Origin of the sequence: Brucella pseudintermedia, assembly GCF_008932435.1 — a bacterium.
Classification (GTDB): Bacteria; Pseudomonadota; Alphaproteobacteria; order Rhizobiales; family Rhizobiaceae; genus Brucella; species Brucella pseudintermedia.
In genome coordinates this window covers 82,112-104,459 of sequence record NZ_WBWE01000013.1, presented here as the reverse complement: position 1 = coordinate 104,459, position 22,348 = coordinate 82,112, and the positions used below count along the sequence as shown (strand labels likewise).

Genomic DNA, 22,348 nt, shown 5'->3' with positions numbered 1-22,348 from the left:
GTCTTTCGATCAGCCATTGCAATTCATGCAGGCCGTTCTAACTTGTCGCCGTTCGCACTAAGATATCCGTAACGCCATCCTGCTATCAGGGCAGGCTTATCGAGCTCATTTCCTGGAAAACAGACGGCTATGGTCAAGAAACCGACACCCACGCGCACCACCGCCAGCCGAACGATCCGTCAATCGGATGCAAAGGTTCGCGATGGCGACATTCACGTCAATGTGGAAGTCGGTGCGCTGACCGGCTCTTCGGTGCGCCGTCAGGCGATGTTCTGGGTGGGCGCAGTTGCGGTCTTCGTCCTGTTTCTGGTCGTGTTCAGTTCCGTCCTGTTGCCTTTTGTTGCGGGTATGGCGCTGGCCTATTTCCTTGATCCCGTTGCAGACCGGCTGGAGCGCCTCGGCCTTTCGCGGCTTGCAGCCACCGTCGTCATCCTGCTCATCTTCCTGATGGCGCTGATCCTCGGCCTGATGATCGTCGTGCCGATCCTCGCAACGCAGCTTGCGGATTTCATTTCCAAAATCCCCGAATACATCACCCAGCTGCAATCGCTGCTGGCAAATGAGGATTCGCAGTGGCTGAAGAAATATATCGGCATTGACAGTTCCGTCATTCAGCAGAATCTGAGCTCGCTGCTCCAGCAGGGCGCGGGTTTCCTCTCGACCTTGCTTCAGTCCCTGTGGAATTCGGGGAAATCGCTGATCGATATTGCGGGGCTTTTCGTCGTTACGCCGGTGGTCGCGTTCTACATGCTTCTGGACTGGGACCGCATGGTCTCAAGCATCGATTCATGGGTGCCGCGCCGCCAGCTTCACACCGTGCGCCGCATCGCACGCGAGATGAACGCCGCCGTTGCCGGTTTCATTCGCGGGCAGGGCACGCTCTGCCTTATTCTCGGAACCTATTACGCCATTGGCCTTACGCTGACGGGGCTCAATTTCGGCCTGCTGATCGGCTTTTTCGCCGGTCTCATCAGCTTTATTCCCTATATCGGCTCCTTTGTCGGGCTGGCGCTCGCCATCGGCGTGGCGCTGGTCCAATTCTGGCCCGACTGGATCATGATCTGTGCCGTTGCGGGCGTGTTTTTCCTTGGCCAGTTCGTGGAAGGCAACATCCTCCAGCCGAAGCTCGTCGGCTCGTCCGTGGGGCTGCATCCGGTCTGGCTCATGTTCGCGCTTTTCGCCTTTGGTTCGCTGTTCGGCTTCACCGGAATGCTGGTCGCGGTGCCTGCCGCGGCTGCGGTCGGGGTGCTTGTGCGCTTCGCATTGAATAGCTATCTCCAGTCACCGATGTATGATCCTGCCTATCATCAGCCGGACCCGGATGCCGGACCGCTGATCGAGGCAGGCGAGAATGCGGGCAGAGAGAAATGAGATTGGGTCGTAACCGGCCAGGCGTTACAACAGGATGTGCAGGAGGCTGCGATGCGTGAGGCACCGCGCCAGATTCCGTTGAACCTTGAGCATCAGCCCGGTTATCACCGGGAGGACCTGATCGTCACGGGCTCCAACCGCGCTGCCGTCGATCTCATTGATCGCTGGCCGAACTGGCTGTCGCCGGTCACCATTCTTGCCGGGCCGACTGGCTCGGGCAAGACGCATCTTGCGGAAATCTGGCGTGCCGGAACGGGCGCGCTTCTGGTCGACCCATCCAACATCACCGAAGAAGCCGTGAATGGCGCTGCCGAATATCCGGTGCTGATCGACGATATCGGCGGTACGCCTTTCGACGAAACCGGGCTTTTCCATCTCATCAACAGCGTCCGGCAGCACGCGGCGCAGGGGCTTGGGCCTTCACTGCTGATGACGTCCCGCCTGTGGCCCGCGAACTGGAACGTCAAGCTTCCCGATCTTGCCTCGCGCCTCAAGGCCGCAACCGTCGTGGAAATTGCCGAACCGGACGACCTCTTGCTTTCCGGCGTCATTCACAAGCTTTTCGCGGACCGGCAAGTGAGCGTGGAGCCGCATGTCGTCGCCTATCTGGTCAGCCGGATCGAGCGTTCGCTTCTGTCTGCAATCCGCATTGTCGACAAGCTCGACCGCGCGGCGCTGGAGCAGAAAAGCCGCATCACGCGCACGCTTGCCGCACAGGTTCTGGCCGACAGCGAACAGCCGGAACGCTGAGGATGAGGATAGCGGTCACCGGGGCAGGCGGTTTTATCGGAAGCGCATTGACGCAAATGCTGGCTGGGGAGGGGCACGAAGTGCTGCCTTTGTCCCGCAATGACCTGTCAGATCCGGACTTTTCAGGCGTGGAAACAATCGTTCATTGTGCAGCGCTCGCGCATCGCACCGGCGCGGAACGCCCGGATGCAGCAACGTTCGACGCGGTCAATCATCGGCTGGCGGTGGAGCTTGCCGTCAAGGCAAAAGCTGCCGGTGTCAGGCGCTTCGTCTTTGTCTCGACGATCTATACGATTGCCGGAAACCCGTCGCCGCTGACGCCGGACATGCGGCTGAACCCTCGCGATGATTATGGTCGCGCCAAGGCCAAGGCGGAAGCTGATCTGCGGGAATTAAGCGGGATCGAGATTGTCATCGCACGCCCGGTTCTCGTTTACGGTCCCGGAGCGCGGGCGAACCTGAAAGCGTTGATAAAGCTTTGCGATAGCGGATTGCCGTTGCCTTTCGGCCTGGCAAACAACAGGCGCAGTTTCGTGTCTCTTGAGAACGTCGCGCGTGCGCTGACGTTTTTAAGCGTTGCGCCTGCGGACAAGGTCGCCGGGCGCGTGTTCCATCTTGCCGAGCCGCAACCGCGCTCCACAAAGGAACTCGTGACGAAGCTTCGGGCTGCCTTGGGAAAGCCTTCGCGGCTTTTGCCCCTTCCGCCGGTCTTCATGCGGCTCCTGCTCACGGCTGCGGGCAAAAGCGGTCTTTACGATCAGCTTTATGGCGATCTGGTCGCGGACAGTTCATCGCTGATCGAAGCAGGGTTCGACTATCTGCCGGGCGACCGGCAACTGGAGGCAATGGTACGTCGTCCGGATTAGTTCTTCTGGCCGACAGCCTTGGGCGGCTCCATGCGCGAATGCGCTGGTCGGGGAGCCTGTTTGGGCGCGGCTGCGGTTGCAGTTTGCTGCTTCTTCGCAACGGAGCCGGTGATCAGGCTGGCGCTGTCCGGCTTGTTGCGTCCGCCGATAAGCTGGTCCTCGTGCACCCAGCCGATCATGTTGGTCTTCGGGACGATCACGCGATGCCAGCGCCCGGTCTTCCCATAGGAACGCATCTCGCGGCCTTTTTCCACGACGCCGATGGATGGTGACTTGTCCCAGGCGTTCTTGTGAATGGTGAGGCGCGCCTTGGCATAGATCACCGATGGCGAGCTTGCCGGCGTGTTGATGCCGCGCGGCGGCATTGAGCGCAGCGCAGCCGCTGGCGGCGGGGGCGGAGGCGCAACAACCTGACTTGCGGGGCGCGGCGGGGTGGCGGTCTGGATGGCAGCCTGCTGGACAGGCTTTTGCGGCGCGGGGGCCGCAACGGGCGCGGACGGGCGCGGCACAGGGCCGACGGCAGCGCCATAATCCTTCGCCGGTGCCTTGCTTTCAGGCGTGTTGCTGGTGACGGTCGCCTTCGGTTCCGTTCTCGCGGCGGGCTGCGCAACCGGCTTGGAGGCAGGGCGCTGGAACAGCGCTGTTAACGCGGCTTGCGGGCTCTTGTGCTGGGTGGTGGCCCACAGGCTGAAAGCACCGAGGCCCAGAATGGCGGCTAGCGCGAGCAGGGGGGCAGACGAGCCGGAAGACTGGCCCGACGACTTGCTTGAACGCTTGGGGGAGCGCTTGGGCGAGCGGGTGGTGCGTTTGCGTGCAGCCATCGTCTGTCTCCTGTTCGAATCGCAATGGGGAGACGCTACCAATTGTTCCTTCGCATTTGGTTACCGCAGCTTTCGGCGGGTGCGGCCCGGCCGATGCATCGCAAACAAAAAACGCCGCTTTCGCGGCGTTTCGAGGCAGGTTGGTAAGACTTACTGGTGGCCAGACGTCTTGTGATCGCAGGAAGTCTGGCCCGATGCCTTTTCCTGCTGCCGTTGGTTGGCTTCGCTTGCTTCAACCGCGTTGCGCAGCTCTGCCCATTCGCGTTCATGACGACGATAAAGCTCATCGGAAACAGTCTGGATACCCATTTGGTCCTCCGTTTTATCTGGTGCCCCAAATAACATGGCGAGGGCGAAAACGTTTCATCACAAAGCGTAAGCGCTTGAAATCTTAATCGGTTTATATGTTTATAACTTCGTTTCGATCCTAATTTTCCTGAATGGAAACGCCGTCTTCTCCGATTTTCATCTCGATCCCGGCGGGTTTGGTCTCTTCGCGATAGACATACACCGCCAAGCCGGCGGCCACGACGATCAGCGCGCCAATAATCAGATAAAGCCCGTTTCTGTTCACATTCAGTCTCCAGCTGGTTGCTCGTGAAGTGAGAACGCCAACCCGCGCGATTTGGTTCCGCCGGGCAAATCGTCGAAAAAGACGGATGTCCATCAATGAAATGCGCGTGGTGCGGGGAAAAAGCGCAATCTGATAATTTTGCCTCTTGCTTTATCCCGTTTGATTATCTAGTGAAGCCGCACCCGCTTGAAAGCGACGGAGCGTAGCGCAGTCTGGTAGCGCACCTGATTTGGGATCAGGGGGTCGCAGGTTCGAATCCTGCCGCTCCGACCATCTTCCCCAAGATTAAATGACCGACATATGAACGCTAGCCGCGGTTTGTGGCGTGCGTCTTTATCGCGTTGACATGCATTGCCGTGTAAACTATTGCCTTGGTGGATTTTCAGCTCCCCGGCGGGGCAAGAGAGTGGTTCAGGGTTCTTCAAATGGTTGCACGTATTTACCGTCCAGCTAAGACTGCAATGCAGTCCGGTCAGGCCAAAACAGACCAGTGGCTTCTGGAATATGAGCCGGAAAGCCCGCGCGTGGTCGAGCCTTTGATGGGCTACACTTCTTCCGGCGATATGAAGAGCCAGATTCGTCTGTTCTTCGCCACTCAGGAAGAAGCCGTCGATTATGCAAAGCGCAACGGCATTGCATATCGCGTTTTCGAGCCGAACGAGCCGAAGCGCCGCAAGGTTTCCTATTCGGACAATTTCCGTTTCGATCGGACAATGCCCTGGACCCACTGATTGCCTGTTCGGCCTGACACTTGTTTCAGGCCAAACAAAGCGATAATTCGGCAAGGCTTTGCCTTCAAAGCCTTGCATTCATTGAAATATCTTCGATTTTTTTCGAGGTCCCGTAGCTCAGCTGGATAGAGCACCGGCCTTCTAAGCCGATGGTCACAGGTTCGAATCCTGTCGGGATCGCCACCTTACTTTTCATGTCGATTGCCACACCGCGCGCAAACGCCACGAGGCGGCTCTTTTCGCGGCGTTGCTGTCTCTACCTGAATTGGCTGTTTACTGCCCGTGCGGTCCGTCAGGTCCGCGCTGCCTCAGGTAAACACGCGGACCGTGATTGCCATGCCAGCGGGGACGGTCGCGCCAGTCGCGGCGATCCCAATGTCTGTTCCGATAATAGCGACGGTCGCGATACCAATAGTCGTCACGGTCGTTGAGTGCCGAGCCTATGGCGACGCCAGCGATAAGCGGAATGCCGATCAGCGCAGCCGTTCGACCGAAATCGCCGGAATAACCGCCCGAGGTTCCCTCCCGGAATGCCAGATAACGCGACGAAGCCCAGCCAAAGGTCGGGCCGTAGCTAACCTGGCACCAGCCGTAACCCGACGTGCAGCCGCGCACCGTTACGGGCGCGCCGCTCGGAATGGAACCCAAAGTGGCATAGCGCGTACCGGGACCGGTGCGGATATTGAGATTGGTGGTGGATATGGCGTTTGCCGCCTGCGCTGCGCCCGCCGCAAAAACGCCAAGTGCGACAAGGGCGGCCTTGAGAACAAGCTTCATCGGAATTCTCCTCAACTGTCTCGATTGCGTATAGAACGACATCGGCGGTCAAAGGTTCCAATCAGGGTAGGCAGATCGAGGATATCGAAACGCAAAAGCGCCGGAAAACCGGCGCTTTCTGTAAGTATTGAAGTGCAGGACTATCGTCTGCAGCGAGCCACATAAATGCGGCCGTGGCGGTCGCGATACTGGCAATTGCCATTGCGCAGTTCACGCACCAGCAAGCCTCCCAGCGCGCCCGCGCCGGCACCAATCAATGCGCCGCGTCCGCCGCCGGCAATGCCGCCGATGATGGCACCTGCGCCGGTGCCGATGGAAAGATCTTTTTCCGTGGTGGTGCAGCCCGTGATCGCGAGCAGGGCAACCAACCCAAGCGCTACCTTCCGCATTCTTGTCTCCTCCTCAGGAATACCAGACCAAGCTTAAACGATCGACTTCATGTTCCGTTGCTTCGGAACTGGCGGGCCGTGCGAAAATACTGCGGATCGCCTGTCAGTGGCGGCGATGCCGCAGAATGACTGCGATGGCCAGTGCGGCCAGTCCGAACGCGATAACGCCCTGCAGAATGAAAACCCAGTTCATCATGATCCAGTCCTCTGACAATTCCCTCTTTTCGGGGTGCGCACGAATATGGCTTCTACCTAGCGCATTTCAGGCAAATGGGAAACGCAGGAACTCGATTTCGTTCCAGACCGGTGAAATCATTAAACTTATTTAATGCTCCCATTCACTTGGCATTCACATTAGCGGGCGCATTGTCACCCCATCGAATACAACAAAGGAAGCCGACATGAAGCGGATCGTTATTGCTCTCACTGCCCTTTCATTTCTTGCTGCGCCTGCTGCGATGGCCCAGTCTTATCCGTCGCAACACGGCAAGCCGTCCTACGGCCAGATGCACAAGAACGGCCCGAAATACGATGCGCGCAAATACGACAACCGCCGTCAGCACAACTGGAAGAAGGGCAACCGACTGCCGCCGAACTATCGCGGCCACGTGGTGAACAACTATTCGCGCTACAAGCTGCGCAAGCCGCCGCGCGGTTATCATTGGGTGAAGGTCAATAACGACTACATGCTGATCGGCATCGCAACCGGCATCATTTCGTCCATCGTCGCGGGACGGTAAAAATCCTCTGCGAGAATGAAAAAAGGCGGCCTATGGTCGCCTTTTTGCGTCCGTGTCATCAATTCTCGGGGCCGAAATATTTGGCTTTCAGCTTGGCGATTTCCTCATTCTCATGGGCGCTGATGATCGCCACGCTCGCCGGTTTGACAAGTTCGCTCTGGCGCGGGAAGCCGAAGCCATATTTGTCCGGGCTGAACACATTGCCGACGAGATCAATCGGCTGGTCGGCATGCTGATGGGCATAATAGTCCAGGACAGGGCCATCGCCGACGATTGCCGCAATTTCGTCATTCACGAGGGCCGCGACCGCGTCCGGCAAATGGTCGAAAGGGACGGTCGCGATGGAGCGCGATTTGAGGAACTGCTCCGCGACACTGCCCGCACGCACGCCGACCGATTTCCCTTGCAGGTCGGACAGGCTGGAAATGTTGTTGTCGATATGCGCAACGGTCATGACGCTGGTGATTGATGAAGTCAGGTAGGCGATAATCGCAATACCGAACACCATCCAGAATGTCTGCCAGATGCGCCCCACCCAGCCGAACAGGTTCTTGCGCGAGGTTTTGCCGGAGGTCGCAATTGAAACCACGTGGTAGAAGCTCTCGGCCAGCCCCTCGCGCCAGCGCTTTGGAAAGCCTTCGTCGAAACGCCGGTCGAATATCGTCAGCACCACAGTGGCGGCGATGAGAATGAACAATATCCAGGCATAGGTCGCCAAGTGCCCGGCATCATCCAGGCGATTAACAAGATCGTCCCATCCGCTGCCCGCCTGAGTGTGGATCATGATGCGCAAGCCCGCATCGAACCACGGATGCGTGAAATCGATGATTTCTGCCCGGCTCTCGGTAATCGTGAGATTGGTGACGGCGGCTTCGACCTTGCCTTCGGAAACGGCCTTCACCAGTTCCCCATAGTTGGGATATTCCACATATTGCGAAGCAAGCTTCATGCGTGTGGCGATATCGTGCCAAATGTCGATGGCCATGCCGGAGTAAGAATCGCCCTCCTTATTGACGAAAGGCTCGCTGACATACACGCCGACCTGAACAGGTCGAGGCGTTTGCTGGGCGTGTGCGAATGAAGAAGTTACCACCAAAAGTAGAGCGAGCAGAACTTTCCATAAATCGCGACTGAATAAACTCATTGCTGGCATTAATGACATAACGTCCCCCATAATTTTCCTGCATATTCTCCAATCCGGATCATTTATGTATTTAATTCATATTAATATTTACTTCCATTGAGGTAATAATTTTATCGAAATATTATCATTAGTATCCGCTAATTAAAGTTATTATTTGCTCCCTCGATCTATGGAACCGAACGCTCCTTTTTCAGTTACCCGGCTGACAAGCCGAAAGCCATAAAGCGGCAAGAGAGGGGTTCAATGGAGAATATCGACAATCCGGATTCTGCCGTTCGCCCGATCACGTCGGCGCCGCCGCGTCTGCCCACACTGGCTGCAATGGCGGTCGCTGTCGCCATTCTCTATTTTGCAAAGGATGTGTTTCTGCCGCTGGCCATCGCGGTGCTGCTGACATTCGCGCTGGCGCCGATTGTCGCCTTTCTGCGCAGGGCTGGTCTTCCGCGCCTGTTCGCGGTGATTACCAGCGTGGCGGGCGGCTTCCTGATCGTGGCCGTATTCAGTGCCGTGGTTGCCTTTCAGGTTTCCGAAGTCGCGCAGAATGTTACATTCTATCAGTACAACATCATCGAGAAGATCAGGACACTCAAGGAAGCAGGGTCTGACAACAGTTTCTTCGACAGGCTGAACAGCTTCGCCGAGCGCATCGGCACGGAAATAAACAGACCCGAGCAGAAAACGAAGGCTTTGCCTTCCGATGAACCGGAAGAAAAGCCGCTTCTTGTCCAGATATTCGCGCCGCGCCACCCGGTTGAAACATTGAGGAGCATCATTGAACCGCTCATCGGGCCGCTGGCGACGACAGGTCTCGTCGTTGTCGTGGTGATTTTCATGCTGCTCGAAAGGGAGGAGCTGCGCGACCGCTTCATAAGGCTAGTGGGCTACGGCGATCTTCACCGCACGACCGAGGCCTTGCAGGATGCGGGAAAGCGTGTCGGGCAATATCTGCTGACGCAGCTTGTGGTGAATATAACCTATGGCGTGCCTCTTGCCTTCGGCCTGTGGATTCTGGGCATTCCCAACGCGGCCCTGTGGGGGATGCTGGCAATTGTCCTGCGGTTCGTTCCCTATATAGGCCCGGTCATTGCGGCCATCCTGCCGATTTTCCTTGCCTTTGCCGTGGCGCCGGGCTGGAATCTGCTGCTCTGGACGATCGGGCTCTTCATCGTCATCGAGCTCCTTATCAATAACGTGGTTGAGCCATGGCTTTATGGCTCGCGCACCGGCCTTTCGCCGCTTGCGATCATTGTATCGGCCATTTTCTGGACGTGGCTTTGGGGGCCGGTCGGGCTTGTCCTGTCGACACCTTTGACAGTCTGCCTCGTGGTGCTCGGCCGTCATGTTCCGAAATTCGAGTTTCTGGAAATCCTGTTCGGCAACGAGCCTGTGCTTGACCCGAAGGAACGTCTCTATCAGCGGCTTCTGGCAGGTGATCCCGACGAAGCCACCGACAATGCAGAGGAAATGCTGGAACAGAAATATCTCGTCGAGTTTTATGGTTCGGTTGCGATTCCGGCACTTCTGATGGCGGAACGCGACCGGCTTCGCGGCGTGCTCACCGAACAGCAGTTGCAGATCGTCACCGAAAGCACGAAAACGCTGGTGGCCAATCTGGAGCAGATTGCCAGCGAGGAGGAGGGCGGTGACGAAGAGATCGCGATTGAAAGTCCCGATGGCGATGACAGCACAGCCGGTCTGGAACTGCCCTCCGGCGAAGGCCGGTCGCTTCTGACCTTCGGCGGACGAAGAGGGCTCGATGACACGGCTGCGGTCATGCTGGCGCAGGTGCTTGCCGTGCAGGGCGCTTCGGCAGAAGCCCTCGCCTACGATGCGCTCACGCCTGCAAGGCTGAAGGCGCTCGATGTTTCCGGCAGGGATACGCTGATAATCTGTTTTCTGGACCGGCAAGCGGCGCGCCATGCCCGGTTCGCGGTGCGCCGTCTGCGACGCCTGCAACCCGCAGTGAGGATTGGCGTGGTGCTTTGGCACGAGCCGAACGAAGCACGGTCTGTCGACCGGGAGGCGTTGCGGGAGGAGATGCAGGCGGATTTCGTCGCCTGCACCATGATAGAGGCCATTGTGGAAGGACTCTCCAAGGGAGAGCCGAAACCACTGAAGGCCGCAAGGAAGACGGCTGGCGCGCGGTCACGCAGGGTGACTGCGGCAAAACCGGCCTAGATTGCCGCGAAACCTTTCTCGAGATCGGCAATGAGGTCCGGCACGTCTTCCAGGCCGATCTGCAGGCGGATCACCGGTCCCGGATAGTTGCCCTTGGCTACCGTCCGGTCATTGAGGCGGACGTGAACCGCGAGGCTTTCATAGCCGCCCCAGGAATAGCCAAGGCCGAAAATCTTCAGCGCGTCGAGGAAGGCATGGGCTTCCTTCTGCCCGCCCTTGGCAAGCACGATGGAGAAAATGCCGGAAGAGCCGGAAAAATCCCGCTTCCAGATTTCATGGCCGGGATGACTTTCCAGCGCCGGATGCAGAACACGGTCAACCGCCGGGTGGCCTTCCAGCCATCGCGCGATTTCCAGCGCGCTTTTGCGGTGATGTTCCAGCCGCACGCCCATCGTGCGCATGCCGCGCAGGATTTGGTAGGTGTCGTCGGCCGAAGTGCAAAGGCCAAGCGTGCCGTGGGTTTCCAGAAGCTGCGGCCAGCATTTTTCATTGGCCGATACCGTGCCGAACAGAATATCGGAATGGCCGGACGGATATTTGGTCGAGGCATGGATGGAAATGTCCACCCCGAAATCCAGCGCCTTGAAGTAGAGCGGCGTGGCCCATGTATTGTCCATCATGACGATGGCGCCGCCCTTGTGCGCCTCTTCGACGATGGCCGGAATATCCTGCACCTCGAACGTGTTCGAGGCAGGCGATTCCGTGAATACGACCTTGGTGTTCGCCCGCATCAGCTTCGCGATGCCTGAACCGATCTCCGGATCGTAATATTCGACATCCACGCCCATGCGCTTGAGGATCGTATCGGCAAAATGGCGGGTCGGATTATAAATCGAATCGACAAACAGCGCGTGATCGCCGGGGGAGAGGAAAGCGAGAAGTGGAACCGTGACGGCCGCAAGCCCCGACGGGACGCAGACCGTGCCCGCCGAACCTTCCAGCGCGTCGATTGCCTTGCAAAGCGCATCGCTGGTCGGCGTGCCGCGCGTGCCGTAGGTATATTTCTGGTTGCCGGTCGCCATCGTTTCCGCATCGGGAAAAAGCACGGTTGAGGCGCGGACAACGGGTGGGTTCACGAAGCCATGATAATCACGCGGCTGATAACCGTCGTGAGCCAGCCGCGTGTTTATACCCAGCTTCTCTGTTTTCACCTGCTGCTTAGTCACGAAAATGCCTCCAGGCCATGTTGCATGCTATCCCGCCGATTCCCGCCCGCCGATTCTCGAAAGAGAGGATTCTGCCCGGTCGCATCAAGGTCGGCTGCGGCAAAAATATCTGCGGTTTCGGTTGCGGCGGAACTTTGAATATCTGGATAGGATGCGCGCGTGCCGGATGCAACCTCGCGTGCTGTTTGTTGCGTAATAAGCTTGTGAAAGGACATTTCAGTATGGCGGCGTCAGGCACGGGAAGCATGTTTCTTTATCCCTTTCGCGCGGCGCTGGAACTTCTCCAGGCTCTTTTGCGCCCGGCCCATAAGGGCGCACCATCCTCCTGGACGATGGAAATGACGGCAGTCGTCGTCCTTCTGCCCTTCATCATTCTCGTGCTGCATCTGTGGGATGCCGACATTATCCGCGTGACTGCGCAAAGCACCAATTTCGTCATGCAATTCCTGCGGACGGTCACGGATGCGATTCGCACCGTCGTCTGGCTCGCAATAGGCATCGTCGTGTGGCTCGCCACCGCGATCCTGCTTTCACCGAAACTGCGCACTGGCACAGGATCGTGGTTGGTGAGGCTCCACAGCTGGGCGACGCTCATCTTGCTCTCGATCGTTGTCGCAAGCGTGCCGGTGGAAATCGGCAAACTTGCAATTGGCCGGGCCCGCCCGTTTCTGCTCGATGACAGGGGCGCGGCCTATTTCTCGCCTTTCAACGGCCAGTTTCTTTATGAAAGCTTCCCCTCCGGTCACTCCATGATGGCAGGCGTCATGATGGTTTCGCTCTGGATATTCCTTCCCCGCTGGCGCATCCTTACGGTTCCGGTCTGCCTTCTCTTCGGGATTAGCAGGCTCGCCGCAGGCGCACATTATCCGACAGACGTCATTGCCGGTCTGACGATCGGATTCGTGGCCGCCTGGTGGGTTTCCCGCTACATGGCCACGCGAAATATTATTTTTTCTTTGGATGACGATGGCGTGATGCCGCGCATCTGATTTCCCGTAATGGTTGTCTCCTGCAGTGCGCATCTGGGATGGTAGTGAAGCTTAACTGGCTGTATTTATTATCATAAGCTATTGGTTTTCGCTCGCCTGCGACCGCGAGTGCACGCAACGGCCTTTCTACCCAGAAATCGGGAAATCATGTAAATTTCCGAATATTTCCCCCTCATCTTTTTTGAAAGCCTTTTCACCCGGCTGCGTTAATGCCTTGACCAAAGGCAAAATTTCGCCTTCGATAAGACCCGTGAAGGCGACAGGTTTGTCACTGCGCTCAAAAGAAAAATCGAAGACCGGATAGCGGTCTCGGGCGGGACAAGCTGTTGTAGGGCATGGGCTTGGGAGGTCACGCGACTTATCCAACGGGTTTATGCAAAAAATAAAGCAACAAGAGACGTCATGGACCGGAGGTCCGACGCTCTCCAGGGAACGAAAAAGGTTGCAGGCCAGATGAAAAAAACTCTTATGACGGGTGTATTGGGTGCGGCGGCGCTGTTTTGCGCAGCTTCGGGAGCATCCGCTGACACGCTTTCCGACGTGAAGGCGAAAGGTTTTCTGCAGTGCGGCGTTAATACGGGCCTCCTCGGATTTGCTTCGCCTAACGACAAGGGTGAATGGTCCGGCTTTGACGTGGATTACTGCCGCGCTGTGGCCTCAGCGATTTTCGGCGATCCGACCAAGGTGAAGTTTACGCCGCTGAACGCCAAGGAGCGTTTCACCGCCCTGCAGTCGGGTGAAATCGACGTCCTGATCCGCAACACGACCTGGACCATCAGCCGCGACACCGCGCTTGGTCTCGATTTCGCTGGCATCAACTACTTTGATGGCCAGGGCTTCATGATCAATTCGAAGAAGCTGTCGGGCATCAATTCCGCCTTGCAGCTTTCCGGCGCTTCCATCTGCGTTCAGGCCGGCACGACGACCGAAATGAACATGGCCGACTATTTCCGCGCCAACAAGATGGAATATAATCCGGTGGTCTTCGAGAAGATCGAAGAAGCCAACGCCGCTTACGATTCCGGCCGTTGCGACGCCTATACGACCGACCAGTCCAGCCTTTACGGCGTTCGTCTGGCGCTCGCCAATCCCGACGATCATGTCATCCTGCCGGAAATCATTTCCAAGGAACCGTTCGGCCTCACCGTTCGTCAGGGCGATTCCAAGTGGACGGACGTCGTCCGCTGGACGCATAACGCGCTGCTCAACGCCGAGGAATACGGCATCACGCAGGCCAATGTTGAAGAGATGAAGAAGTCCGACAACCCGGACATCAAGCGTCTTCTCGGCGTGGAAGCGGATACCAAGATCGGCACCGATCTCGGTCTCGACAATGACTGGGTGGTGAAGATCATCAAGGGCGTCGGCAATTACGGCGAAATTTTCGAGCGCAACATCGGCGCCGGCAGCCCGCTCAAGATCGCACGCGGCATCAACGCCCAGTGGAACAAGGGCGGCCTGCAATATGGCGTCCCCGTGCGCTGACGGGCGTCACTCTCCGGACTGATCAATCGGCGGGTGCAACAGCGCCCGCCGGATTTGTCGGCTTTGCAGTTTGTCCGTTTGCTTTCGGCCCGCATCTGGCGGGTGTGGGAATGTTGACAAGCTGCTTTTTGGAATTCAACCGCGTCTTGCCGTCTTCAAAGGCTCCTGAGGAGCCGGGATAGGAAACAGCAGGACCGAACGGTTCGGCATTCGATATTCCGATTTCAGACGTTGCCGTTCCGGCGTTGTCCGGCAAAGGCGCCCTGTCATTTTTTCGGAACGGATGCTGTCAGCCGAGAGGCACAGGAAACATATGGCTTCCTATTCTGCAACTGAACGCCGCCAGGATAGCGGCGGAACTTCGCTCTTGTACGATCCGCGGATTCGCGGCATCCTCTATCAGGTGATCGTCTTCGGGGTGGTCATCGGGGCGATCTACTGGATCGTGGGCAACACGATCGCCAATCTTCAGCGTGCAAATATCGCATCCGGTTTCGGCTTCCTTAATGGTCGCGCCGGTTTCGATATCAGTCAGACGCTTATTCAATACAGCAGCGATTCGAATTATGGCCGGGCCTTTCTGGTCGGCCTGATGAATACGCTTTACGTAGCCGCGCTCGGTGTCGTGACGGCTTCGATCATTGGATTTCTGGTCGGTATCGGGCGGCTCTCGCGCAACTGGCTGATCCGCAAGATCTGCACGGTCTATGTCGAAGTCTTCCGCAATATTCCCCCGCTGCTCGTCATCTTCTTCTGGTATTTCGGCGTGCTTTCGGTACTGCCGCAGGCTCGCGACAGCATTGCGCTTCCGCTCGGCACATATATGAACAATCGCGGCTTCTTCATGCCCTCGCCGGTGTGGGGCGAGGGGGCCTGGCTTCTGCCGGTGGCGCTTCTCATCGGTATAGTCGCTTCGGTCGTCGTCGCGCGCTGGGCAAAACGCCGCCAGATGGCGACGGGCCAGCCATTTCACACGATACGCGTAGCCGCTGCCTTGATCATCGGGCTGCCGGTTCTCGCGCTGATTGCAACCGGCTTTCCGATCTCATTCGATTTTCCGAAACTCGGCACCTTCAACCTGACGGGCGGTACGCAGGTCAAGCCGGAATTCTTGGCCCTGTTTCTGGCGCTGTCCTTCTACACGGCGTCCTTCATCGCCGAAACGGTTCGCGCCGGTGTTCTTGGCGTCCACAAGGGGCAGACCGAAGCAGCCTATGCCGTTGGCCTTCGTCCTGGCCAGACGATGCGCCTCATCATCGTGCCGCAGGCGCTGCGCATCATCATTCCGCCGCTCTCGAGCCAGTATCTCAACCTTATCAAGAACTCGTCGCTGGCCATTGCCATCGGCTATCCGGATCTTGTCGCGGTGGGCGGAACAATCCTCAACCAGACCGGTCAGGCGGTCGAGGTCGTGGCGATCTGGATGGTGATCTATCTTGGCATCAGCCTGATTACCTCGGGCCTCATGAACTGGTTCAATGCCAAGATGGCGCTGGTGGAGAGATGACAATGGAAAACGCAAATCTCCAATATGTCCGCACGCAGATGGTGGATGGCGAAGCGCCGCCGCGCTCGGTGCAGGGCATTTCGCACTGGCTGCGCGTCAATCTGTTCGCAACGCCCCTCGACGCGGCTCTGACCATCCTGGGCCTGCTGCTCGTAGCGTGGTTTCTTCCCCCGATCATCGAGTGGCTGTTCGTCAAGGCAGTGTGGACCGGTGCCGATCGCACCGCCTGTCTCACCGTCGCGCAAGGCGGTGCGCAGCCGGAAGGCTGGTCGGGCGCGTGCTGGGCTTTCGTGAATGCGAAATACGAGCAGTTTCTCTATGGCCGCTACCCGATTTCGGAGCGCTGGCGCGTCAACCTGACCGCGCTGATCTTCGTGGTCCTTCTGGTGCCGCTCTTGATTCCCAAGGCGCCGAGGAAAGGGCTCAATGCGATCCTGTTCTTCTTCGTCTTTCCGATCGTCGCCTTCTTCCTGCTGGTCGGCGGCTGGTTCGGCCTTCCCTATGTGGAAACGCCGCTCTGGGGCGGGCTGCTGGTCACGCTTGTTCTGTCCTTTGTCGGCATCGCAGTTTCGCTGCCGCTTGGCATCGTGCTGGCACTCGGGCGGCGCTCGAAGCTGCCGGTCATCAAGACGCTATCCATCATTTTCATTGAAATGGTGCGTGGCGTCCCATTGGTGACGGTGCTGTTTATGGCCAGCGTCATGCTACCCCTGTTTTTGCCGCCAGGCGTAACGTTCGACAAGCTGCTGCGTGCGCTTATCGGTGTGGCGCTTTTCGCTTCGGCCTATATGGCGGAAGTGGTGCGCGGCGGCTTGCAGGCTATCCCGCGCGGGCAATATGAGGGTGCGGATGCGCTTGGCCTCGGCTATTGGCAGAAAACGGGATTGATCATACTGCCGCAGGCGCTGAAGCTCGTCATTCCGGGAATCGTCAACACCTTCATCGGTCTCTTCAAGGATACGAGCCTTGTCTACATCATCGGCATGTTCGATCTGCTGGGCATCGTCCGCCAGAACTTTTCCGATGCAAACTGGGCTTCTCCACAGACGCCTGCTACCGGCCTGATCTTTGCGGGCTTCGTTTTCTGGATTTTCTGTTTCGCAATGTCGCGATACTCTATATTCATGGAACGACGCCTCGATACGGGTCATAAACGATAAGAATAAAGGGAATAATGGAAATGAGTGCACAAAGCGCCCTCCCGCAATCCGAGCTCGGAGTGGAAGTTGACCGTTCAAAGATGCAGGTTTCCAAAACCGATGTCGCCATCGAAATCACCAACATGCACAAGTGGTACGGGGAGTTCCACGTCCTGCGCGACATCAATCTGAAGGTCATGCGCGGCGAGCGCATCGTTGTGGCCGGCCCATCGGGCTCCGGCAAGTCGACCATGATCCGCTGCATCAACCGTTTGGAAGAACACCAGAAGGGCAAGATCGTCGTCGACAACATCGAACTGACCAACGACCTGAAGAAGATCGACGAAGTGCGCCGCGAAGTCGGGATGGTGTTCCAGCACTTCAACCTTTTCCCGCATCTGACGATTCTGGAAAACTGCACGCTCGCCCCGATCTGGGTGCGCAAGATGCCGAAGAAGCAGGCGGAAGAAATCGCCATGCATTATCTGGCGCGCGTCAAAATCCCGGAACAGGCCAACAAATATCCGGGCCAGCTTTCCGGCGGTCAGCAGCAGCGTGTGGCCATTGCCCGCGCATTGTGCATGAACCCGAAAGTGATGCTGTTCGACGAACCGACATCGGCTCTCGATCCGGAAATGGTCAAGGAAGTGCTTGATACGATGGTGAGCCTTGCCGCCGAAGGCATGACCATGATCTGCGTAACGCACGAAATGGGCTTTGCCCGTCAGGTCGCCAACCGCGTGATCTTCATGGATCAGGGCCAGATTGTCGAACAGAACTCGCCGGACGAGTTCTTCGACAATCCGCAGCACGAACGCACCAAGCTGTTCCTCAGCCAGATCCTGCACTGATCCGGCATTCGGCTTCTGAATTGAAGGCACCCGCCAGGCAATCTGGCGGGTGTTTTTGCAAGCACGGAGGGATCGTGAAGAACTTTCAATGGACGGAAGAGTTGCCGGTCGAGCGATACCGCGAATTCCATGCTTTCTATTGCGGGGAATGGTGGACGAAGGAGCGGAGCTTTGAGGACGTCACCCATATGCTCGCGCATTGCGACCTGCTTCAGTTCTGTTTCGATAGCGAGGGCCGGATCGCAGGTTTTGCCCGGGTGCTGAGCGATTTCACCTTCAAGGCGATGATCTTCGATGTCATCGTTGCGGAACAGCATCGAGGGCAAGGGTTGGGGCAAGCCTTGGTCGAACGCATCCTCAATCGTGAAAAGCTGAAGCGCGTGAAAAGCTTCGAGCTTTATTGTCCTGACCGCCTTGTGCCCTTCTACGAAAAGCTGGGCTTCGTGAAGGGCACGTCTTCGCTTCTATTCAGGCAAATCTAATCTTCCACGAACCGGCGCAGACGCTGGAGAGCATCATCCCACTGGCTGGAGACGGTTGCGAGATAGGCGCGGGCATCGACAAGCGGGGCGGGGTGAAGCCGAAACCGGCTTTCCCGACCGACCTTTTCCCGTTCGACCAGATTTGCCTGTTCCAGCACAGATAAATGCTTTGTCACGGCCTGCCGGGTGATGCTGCCATTTTGTGACAGCACCACAATCGAACGGCTTTCGCCGTCGCTCAGGGTTTCGATAAGCGCCAGCCGGGTCGGATCGGCAAGTGCGGCGAAAACCATGGACATATCCGTGCCGGTCATCTCTGGCCTATCGTTCATTTTCGACGTGTCTTTTGATGTTGCCGACCTGCTCCTCCCAGCCGCCTTCGTTCATCCGCAGCGCAATTGGCTTGCGCTCGGCGGGGAGGGCATCGAAACCGCTTTCGGTCACGGTCAGTCGTGTGCCGGTTTCGATAGGCTGCAACCGGAATTCGACGAGCGTCGGCGGTTCGCTGGAATAATCCGTATCCGGATCGACGGCATAGGGGTGCCAGGTGAAGGCGAAATAGTCCGGCGCATGCATGTCCTTGATGAAGGCCTCCCAGCGCACATGCTCGAAGCCCGGATAGGTGGTGCGGCCAAGCGAACGAGTGCCGACGATGAAAGGCCCCTCGATCTTCACCTGAAACCAGCTTCCGAACTCCTCATGATCGGTCAGCGCACGCCATACGCGGTCGATCCCGGCGCGAATATCAACAGTCTTCTCAATGCGGTCTGTACTGCTTGTCATGGCCTGCTTCCTCCGTAATTGGCAACTTTATGGTTGCCAATATAAAGGCTGAACGAAAATAAGCAACCAAAAAGTTGCATATTTCATTCGGGCAGCTCAGCCTTGTCCGGAAGCGGGAACAGCGTCACGAATTTTTCCGCAAGGGCGCGATCACCTATGATCTTGAGAACATTGGCGCTTTCCAGCACTGAAAGAGGTTGCCCGCCATAGATGGCGGCGGCCAGCATGCACGGCGAACTTTCGAAATGCAGATCATACTTCTGCGCCACGCCGCGCTCTATCCGAACTTCGGCATCGGCAAGATGAGCCGTGAAATCTTCCCCGTCCAGGCGAAGACCGATCACCCCGCGTAAACCGCCAGACCTGTGATGATCGATCATGGTCCGTAGCGAAAGCAGGAAGGAAACGGTCGAGATCGGCAGGTTGGGATCATGTTTTGGCGAGCGCGCCGCCCATCGGCCTAGTGCCTGAAGGATCGGCTCGCTTTCGTAGCCCCACTCGGTCAGTTCATAGACCTGCACAGCAGCAGGCGGCGGCAGCTTCGTCTTGCGAAGAATGCCGGCTTCTTCCAGTCCTTCCAGCCTTTGCGTGAGGACATTTGCGCTCACACCCGGCAGGTCAGCCCGCAAGTCACTGAAGCGTTTGGGTCCGAGCATCAATTCGCGCATCACCAGAAGCGCCCACCGTTCCCCAATCAAATCAAGGGCATGGGCCGCAGCGCAGGCATCGTCATAGCTGCGCTTCGCGGGTTGCTTTTCCGATTTGGTTATTTTTTCTAACTTCATGGTTGCTAATCATAACTTATATGCCATTATATACAAGCTAACTTTGAGCCAATCCGACCCCAATTGCATTGCGCTGTTCGCACCGGAAGGCTTGACCTTGTATCGCCGGGGAGCCGGGCAGGCGATAGATAATCGAAGAAACAGGAGCGGGCCGCCGAGCCCGCCAACGGAGGAAATCCCATGCCGAAAATGATTTTCGTGAACCTGCCAGTGAAGAATGTCGCGAAGTCGACGAGTTTCTACGAAGCGATCGGCGCTACCAAGAACGAGATGTTCTCGGACGAAACGGCCTCCGGCATGGTCTTTTCGGATACGATCCACGTGATGATCCTCGACCATGACAAGTTCAGCCAGTTCACGCCGAAGAAGATCGCCGATGCCAATGCGGTCAGCGAAGTGCTGGTCTGCCTGTCGGCGGAAAGCAAGGCCGAAGTGGATGCCACGGTGGAGAAAGCGGTAAATGCAGGCGGAAAGGCCGATCCCGCCCCGAAGCAGGATTATGGCTTCATGTATGGACGCAGCTTCGAGGATCTCGATGGCCATATCTGGGAGATCATGTGGATGGACATGGAGGAAGCCAAAAAGGTCATGGGCTAACGCGCCGGATAATGACCACACAAGGCAAAGGAGGAGAAAATGTCAGGTTTGACGATCTGTCTCTGGTTCGACGGAAATGCTGAAGAAGCCGCGAACCACTATGTCTCAATCTTCCGCGCGTGCGGAAGACCGGCTTCGATTGACGGCGCGATCCGTTTCACGCATGGCCACCAGCAAAATGAGGAACAGCCCGTCGTGGTGAATTTTACCCTCGACGGGCAAAAAATATGCGGCCTGAACGGTGGCCCGCAGTTCAAGTTCTCACCGGCAAGTTCGCTGATCGTGCGATGCAGGGATCAAGCGGAAGTGGATGCCTTCTGGGAAAGGCTGCTGGAAGGCGGCTCGCCAATGGAGTGCAGCTGGCTGACCGATAAATACGGTCTTGCATGGCAGATCGTGCCCGACATGCTGCTGGATATTCTGCAGGATGGTGCACCGGATGTCCGTCAACGCGTGGCGAACGCCATGATGAAGATGGTCAAGATCGATATTGCGACATTGGAGGCCGCGCGCGACGCGGCTTAATCCCGTATGGCCGCGACGGCGTCATAGCCATAAAGCCAGTCCAGATCCTTAAGGAAGCTGTCTGGACTGCGCATGGCGAAAAGCGCGTTGCGGCCAAGCGCAAAAATGCCGGTGGCGTGATAGGCAAACCTGTTCAGCTCGCCGCGTTTGGCGACCGCAGCGATGCGCTCCTTGCGGGCGGCATCGAAACGCTTCAGCCCAGCTTCGCGGTCGCTGTCGTCCAGCGCTTGTGCCAGCGCTGCCGCATCCTCGATCGCCATGGCTGCACCCTGCGCCGCAAAAGGCGTGACCGCGTGCGACGCATCTCCGAGAAAGATGGTGCGGTCCGGCCCGACGAATTGAGCATCCGGCATTTCAAAAAGCGGCCAGTAGGTCCAACCATCGGCAGCCGCCAGCACATCGCGGACGGCCGCGCCCCAGTCGTCATAGATGGACCGCAGACGCGCCGCATCGCCGGTTCTGGACCAGACCTCGCCGGGATTTTCACCCGTTGTGATGGCGACGAAGTTGAAGAAGCTGCCGCCCTTGACCGGGTAAGCGATGAAATGCGCCTTCTTGCCGAGCCATGCGGAGACAGATTTGCGTTCCGGCATGGCGTTCAGGAAGGAGGCGGGCAGGGCACTGGCGGCAAGCGTCGTGCGCCATGCGATATGGCCGCTGAACCGCGCCTTGCTTAAACCTGCCTTTGATCGTTCCGCCGACCAGACGCCATCACAGGCGATCACATAGGCCGCGCCGACAGATTCTTCGGAGTTGGCGCGGCGGATGGTTGCCGCAACGGCTCCATTTTCGACGCGATGATTTGTGATTTCAGCACCGAGGCTGATCTCGATGCTTGGCTGTTCGCGGCAGGTATCGAGGAGTGCCGATTGCAGGTCGGCGCGATGGCAAACGACATAAGGATGATGCCAGCGCTGGCGAGCCTTGTCGCCAAGCTTCATTTCCATCAGCGGACGCGCTTTACGCCCATCCATAAGATAGAGTGCTTCCGGCGTCACCGCTTGCGTGGAAAGACGGTCGGCAACGCCGAGCCGTTGCAGATGGCGCATCGCATTGGGGGCGAGTTGCAGGCCAGCGCCGACTTCCGAAAGGGTCTCTGCCTTTTCGACAAGCCGGACGTTCCAGCCGCGTGCTGCCAATTCCATCGCTGCCGACAAGCCCGCAACTCCGGCCCCGGCAATCAATATGCGCCCTCTGCTCATGTCGGTGAGGCCTCCGGAGTTCAGCCCCGGATCAGCAGCCGGGATCAGGCTGCTTTATCGGCAGGTGCTTCGTAAGCGCAGCCAGCCGGAACGGTTTCGTCGGCATGGAGCTTTGCATTGTAGCGATAGAGCGTCGAGCAATACGGGCAAACGGCTTCGCTTTCATCGCCCATGTCGAGAAACACATGCGGATGATCGAAAGGCGGGTTTGCACCGACGCACATGAATTCCTTCACGCCGATTTCGATGGCCGCATGGCCGGCGTCGTTCTGAAAGTGAGGAATGATGTGATCGGACATAACATGCTCCGGTTCTGGTCGATGGGCGGTATGGGCTTGGTCTTGCCGGTTTCCGGGCAAGATCATGCATAGACATTGGCATGCGTGTAGCGCGAAAGTCTTGTTTCCGGAAGCGTTTTCATCAATTCTGACGACATTTCAAGCTATATGCTATCAAACTGTCATATGACAGCCATAGGCTTATAGCGCACCCCGAA

Annotated in this window: 27 protein-coding genes and 2 tRNA genes; 16 read left to right on the top strand and 13 right to left on the bottom strand. The window is 57.8% G+C overall.

Annotated features, from left to right (window positions below; all coding sequences use genetic code 11):
* Positions 1–129 precede the first annotated feature (129 nt).
* The 3 genes from F9K78_RS17265 to F9K78_RS17255 are packed head-to-tail and all read left to right on the top strand — an operon-like array spanning position 130 to position 2,987.
* On the top strand, positions 130–1,371 hold the full coding sequence (locus tag F9K78_RS17265; protein ID WP_208851930.1) for an AI-2E family transporter: 1,242 nt from the start codon (positions 130–132) through the stop codon (positions 1,369–1,371).
* 51 nt (positions 1,372–1,422) lie between these two features.
* Positions 1,423–2,121: a DnaA regulatory inactivator HdaA gene (gene hdaA / locus F9K78_RS17260; RefSeq protein ID WP_121982729.1), complete on the top strand. Its 699-nt coding sequence runs from the start codon at positions 1,423–1,425 to the stop codon at positions 2,119–2,121.
* Between the two features lie 2 nt (positions 2,122–2,123).
* A complete protein-coding gene (locus tag F9K78_RS17255) occupies positions 2,124–2,987 on the top strand; it encodes an NAD-dependent epimerase/dehydratase family protein (RefSeq protein WP_121982728.1) in 864 nt (287 codons plus the stop codon).
* Here the strand turns inward: F9K78_RS17255 and F9K78_RS17250 are convergent.
* From F9K78_RS17250 to F9K78_RS21940, 3 genes are all read right to left on the bottom strand, one after another.
* Positions 2,984–3,808, bottom strand: a complete 825-nt coding sequence (locus F9K78_RS17250; RefSeq protein WP_121982727.1) for a hypothetical protein — start codon at positions 3,806–3,808, stop codon at positions 2,984–2,986. The genes F9K78_RS17255 and F9K78_RS17250 overlap by 4 nt on opposite strands.
* A gap of 150 nt (positions 3,809–3,958) precedes the next feature.
* A complete protein-coding gene (locus F9K78_RS21945; protein WP_006472432.1) occupies positions 3,959–4,117 on the bottom strand; it encodes a hypothetical protein in 159 nt (52 codons plus the stop codon).
* Between the two features lie 118 nt (positions 4,118–4,235).
* Positions 4,236–4,382: a hypothetical protein gene (locus tag F9K78_RS21940; protein ID WP_104753803.1), complete on the bottom strand. Its 147-nt coding sequence runs from the start codon at positions 4,380–4,382 to the stop codon at positions 4,236–4,238.
* A 196-nt stretch (positions 4,383–4,578) separates the two neighbouring features.
* On the opposite strand from F9K78_RS21940, the gene F9K78_RS17245 reads away from it, so the two are divergent.
* The 3 genes from F9K78_RS17245 to F9K78_RS17235 all read left to right on the top strand — a co-directional run bounded on the left by F9K78_RS17245 (position 4,579) and on the right by F9K78_RS17235 (position 5,296).
* A tRNA-Pro gene (locus tag F9K78_RS17245) sits at positions 4,579–4,655 on the top strand.
* A gap of 152 nt (positions 4,656–4,807) precedes the next feature.
* Positions 4,808–5,113 carry an ETC complex I subunit gene (locus F9K78_RS17240; RefSeq protein WP_121982726.1) on the top strand — a complete coding sequence of 102 codons (306 nt, stop codon included), beginning with the start codon at positions 4,808–4,810 and terminating at the stop codon, positions 5,111–5,113.
* Between the two features lie 106 nt (positions 5,114–5,219).
* Positions 5,220–5,296: transfer RNA gene (locus F9K78_RS17235), tRNA-Arg, on the top strand.
* A 90-nt stretch (positions 5,297–5,386) separates the two neighbouring features.
* Here the strand turns inward: F9K78_RS17235 and F9K78_RS17230 are convergent.
* Together F9K78_RS17230 and F9K78_RS17225 are read right to left on the bottom strand one after the other, a co-directional pair.
* Complete coding sequence (locus tag F9K78_RS17230; protein WP_121982725.1) at positions 5,387–5,890, bottom strand: SH3 domain-containing protein; 504 nt, start codon at positions 5,888–5,890, stop codon at positions 5,387–5,389.
* Positions 5,891–6,030: 140 nt separating this feature from the next.
* On the bottom strand, positions 6,031–6,279 hold the full coding sequence (locus F9K78_RS17225; protein ID WP_021587819.1) for a YMGG-like glycine zipper-containing protein: 249 nt from the start codon (positions 6,277–6,279) through the stop codon (positions 6,031–6,033).
* 401 nt (positions 6,280–6,680) lie between these two features.
* On the opposite strand from F9K78_RS17225, the gene F9K78_RS17220 reads away from it, so the two are divergent.
* Positions 6,681–7,019, top strand: coding sequence for an RcnB family protein (locus F9K78_RS17220; RefSeq protein WP_121982724.1), 339 nt, complete (start codon positions 6,681–6,683; stop codon positions 7,017–7,019).
* Positions 7,020–7,077: 58 nt separating this feature from the next.
* Here F9K78_RS17220 and F9K78_RS17215 read toward each other — a convergent pair whose 3' ends face one another.
* Positions 7,078–8,004 (bottom strand): transporter substrate-binding domain-containing protein, encoded by a 927-nt coding sequence (locus F9K78_RS17215; RefSeq protein WP_328593525.1) that lies wholly within the window; start codon positions 8,002–8,004, stop codon positions 7,078–7,080.
* A gap of 402 nt (positions 8,005–8,406) precedes the next feature.
* Here F9K78_RS17215 and F9K78_RS17210 point away from each other — a divergent pair, with 402 nt between their 5' ends.
* Entirely contained in the window at positions 8,407–10,341 is a 1,935-nt protein-coding gene (locus F9K78_RS17210) for an AI-2E family transporter (protein ID WP_121986557.1), read from the top strand.
* Here F9K78_RS17210 and F9K78_RS17205 read toward each other — a convergent pair.
* The gene (locus F9K78_RS17205; RefSeq protein ID WP_121982722.1) at positions 10,338–11,507 is read right to left on the bottom strand and encodes a cystathionine beta-lyase; all 1,170 of its coding nucleotides are present in this window, start codon (positions 11,505–11,507) and stop codon (positions 10,338–10,340) included. The genes F9K78_RS17210 and F9K78_RS17205 overlap by 4 nt on opposite strands.
* Before the next feature lie 221 nt (positions 11,508–11,728).
* On the opposite strand from F9K78_RS17205, the gene lpxE reads away from it, so the two are divergent.
* Positions 11,729–12,496, top strand: coding sequence for a lipid A 1-phosphatase LpxE (lpxE, locus tag F9K78_RS17200; RefSeq protein ID WP_121982720.1), 768 nt, complete (start codon positions 11,729–11,731; stop codon positions 12,494–12,496).
* 126 nt (positions 12,497–12,622) lie between these two features.
* Here lpxE and F9K78_RS17195 read toward each other — a convergent pair whose 3' ends face one another.
* Entirely contained in the window at positions 12,623–12,862 is a 240-nt protein-coding gene (locus F9K78_RS17195) for a hypothetical protein (RefSeq protein ID WP_235925466.1), read from the bottom strand.
* Between the two features lie 87 nt (positions 12,863–12,949).
* Between F9K78_RS17195 and F9K78_RS17190 the strand changes: the two genes are divergently transcribed.
* From F9K78_RS17190 to F9K78_RS17170, 5 genes are all read left to right on the top strand, one after another.
* On the top strand, positions 12,950–13,981 hold the full coding sequence (locus tag F9K78_RS17190; protein ID WP_121982771.1) for an amino acid ABC transporter substrate-binding protein: 1,032 nt from the start codon (positions 12,950–12,952) through the stop codon (positions 13,979–13,981).
* Between the two features lie 313 nt (positions 13,982–14,294).
* Complete coding sequence (locus F9K78_RS17185) at positions 14,295–15,488, top strand: amino acid ABC transporter permease (protein WP_151682479.1); 1,194 nt, start codon at positions 14,295–14,297, stop codon at positions 15,486–15,488.
* A gap of 2 nt (positions 15,489–15,490) precedes the next feature.
* Positions 15,491–16,648 (top strand): amino acid ABC transporter permease, encoded by a 1,158-nt coding sequence (locus F9K78_RS17180; protein ID WP_122066694.1) that lies wholly within the window; start codon positions 15,491–15,493, stop codon positions 16,646–16,648.
* 20 nt (positions 16,649–16,668) lie between these two features.
* The gene (locus F9K78_RS17175) at positions 16,669–17,478 is read left to right on the top strand and encodes an amino acid ABC transporter ATP-binding protein (RefSeq protein ID WP_021587807.1); all 810 of its coding nucleotides are present in this window, start codon (positions 16,669–16,671) and stop codon (positions 17,476–17,478) included.
* Between the two features lie 74 nt (positions 17,479–17,552).
* Positions 17,553–17,960, top strand: a complete 408-nt coding sequence (locus tag F9K78_RS17170) for a GNAT family N-acetyltransferase (protein ID WP_151682478.1) — start codon at positions 17,553–17,555, stop codon at positions 17,958–17,960.
* Here F9K78_RS17170 and F9K78_RS17165 read toward each other — a convergent pair.
* From F9K78_RS17165 to F9K78_RS17155, 3 genes are all read right to left on the bottom strand, one after another.
* Entirely contained in the window at positions 17,957–18,274 is a 318-nt protein-coding gene (locus tag F9K78_RS17165; RefSeq protein ID WP_151682525.1) for an ArsR/SmtB family transcription factor, read from the bottom strand. The genes F9K78_RS17170 and F9K78_RS17165 overlap by 4 nt on opposite strands.
* Positions 18,275–18,281: 7 nt before the next feature.
* Positions 18,282–18,743, bottom strand: a complete 462-nt coding sequence (locus F9K78_RS17160) for an SRPBCC family protein (protein ID WP_151682477.1) — start codon at positions 18,741–18,743, stop codon at positions 18,282–18,284.
* An 83-nt stretch (positions 18,744–18,826) separates the two neighbouring features.
* Entirely contained in the window at positions 18,827–19,528 is a 702-nt protein-coding gene (locus F9K78_RS17155; protein WP_151682476.1) for a winged helix-turn-helix transcriptional regulator, read from the bottom strand.
* Between the two features lie 180 nt (positions 19,529–19,708).
* Here F9K78_RS17155 and F9K78_RS17150 point away from each other — a divergent pair, with 180 nt between their 5' ends.
* A complete protein-coding gene (locus F9K78_RS17150; RefSeq protein WP_122066696.1) occupies positions 19,709–20,125 on the top strand; it encodes a VOC family protein in 417 nt (138 codons plus the stop codon).
* A gap of 39 nt (positions 20,126–20,164) precedes the next feature.
* On the top strand, positions 20,165–20,650 hold the full coding sequence (locus F9K78_RS17145; RefSeq protein WP_121982711.1) for a VOC family protein: 486 nt from the start codon (positions 20,165–20,167) through the stop codon (positions 20,648–20,650).
* Here F9K78_RS17145 and F9K78_RS17140 read toward each other — a convergent pair.
* Both F9K78_RS17140 and F9K78_RS17135 read right to left on the bottom strand, forming a co-directional pair.
* Positions 20,647–21,852, bottom strand: coding sequence for an FAD-binding protein (locus F9K78_RS17140; RefSeq protein WP_151682475.1), 1,206 nt, complete (start codon positions 21,850–21,852; stop codon positions 20,647–20,649). The two genes, F9K78_RS17145 and F9K78_RS17140, sit on opposite strands and share 4 nt — an antisense overlap.
* Positions 21,853–21,896: 44 nt before the next feature.
* Positions 21,897–22,151, bottom strand: a complete 255-nt coding sequence (locus F9K78_RS17135) for a zinc-finger domain-containing protein (RefSeq protein WP_006472410.1) — start codon at positions 22,149–22,151, stop codon at positions 21,897–21,899.
* Between the last annotated feature and the right edge of the window lie 197 nt (positions 22,152–22,348).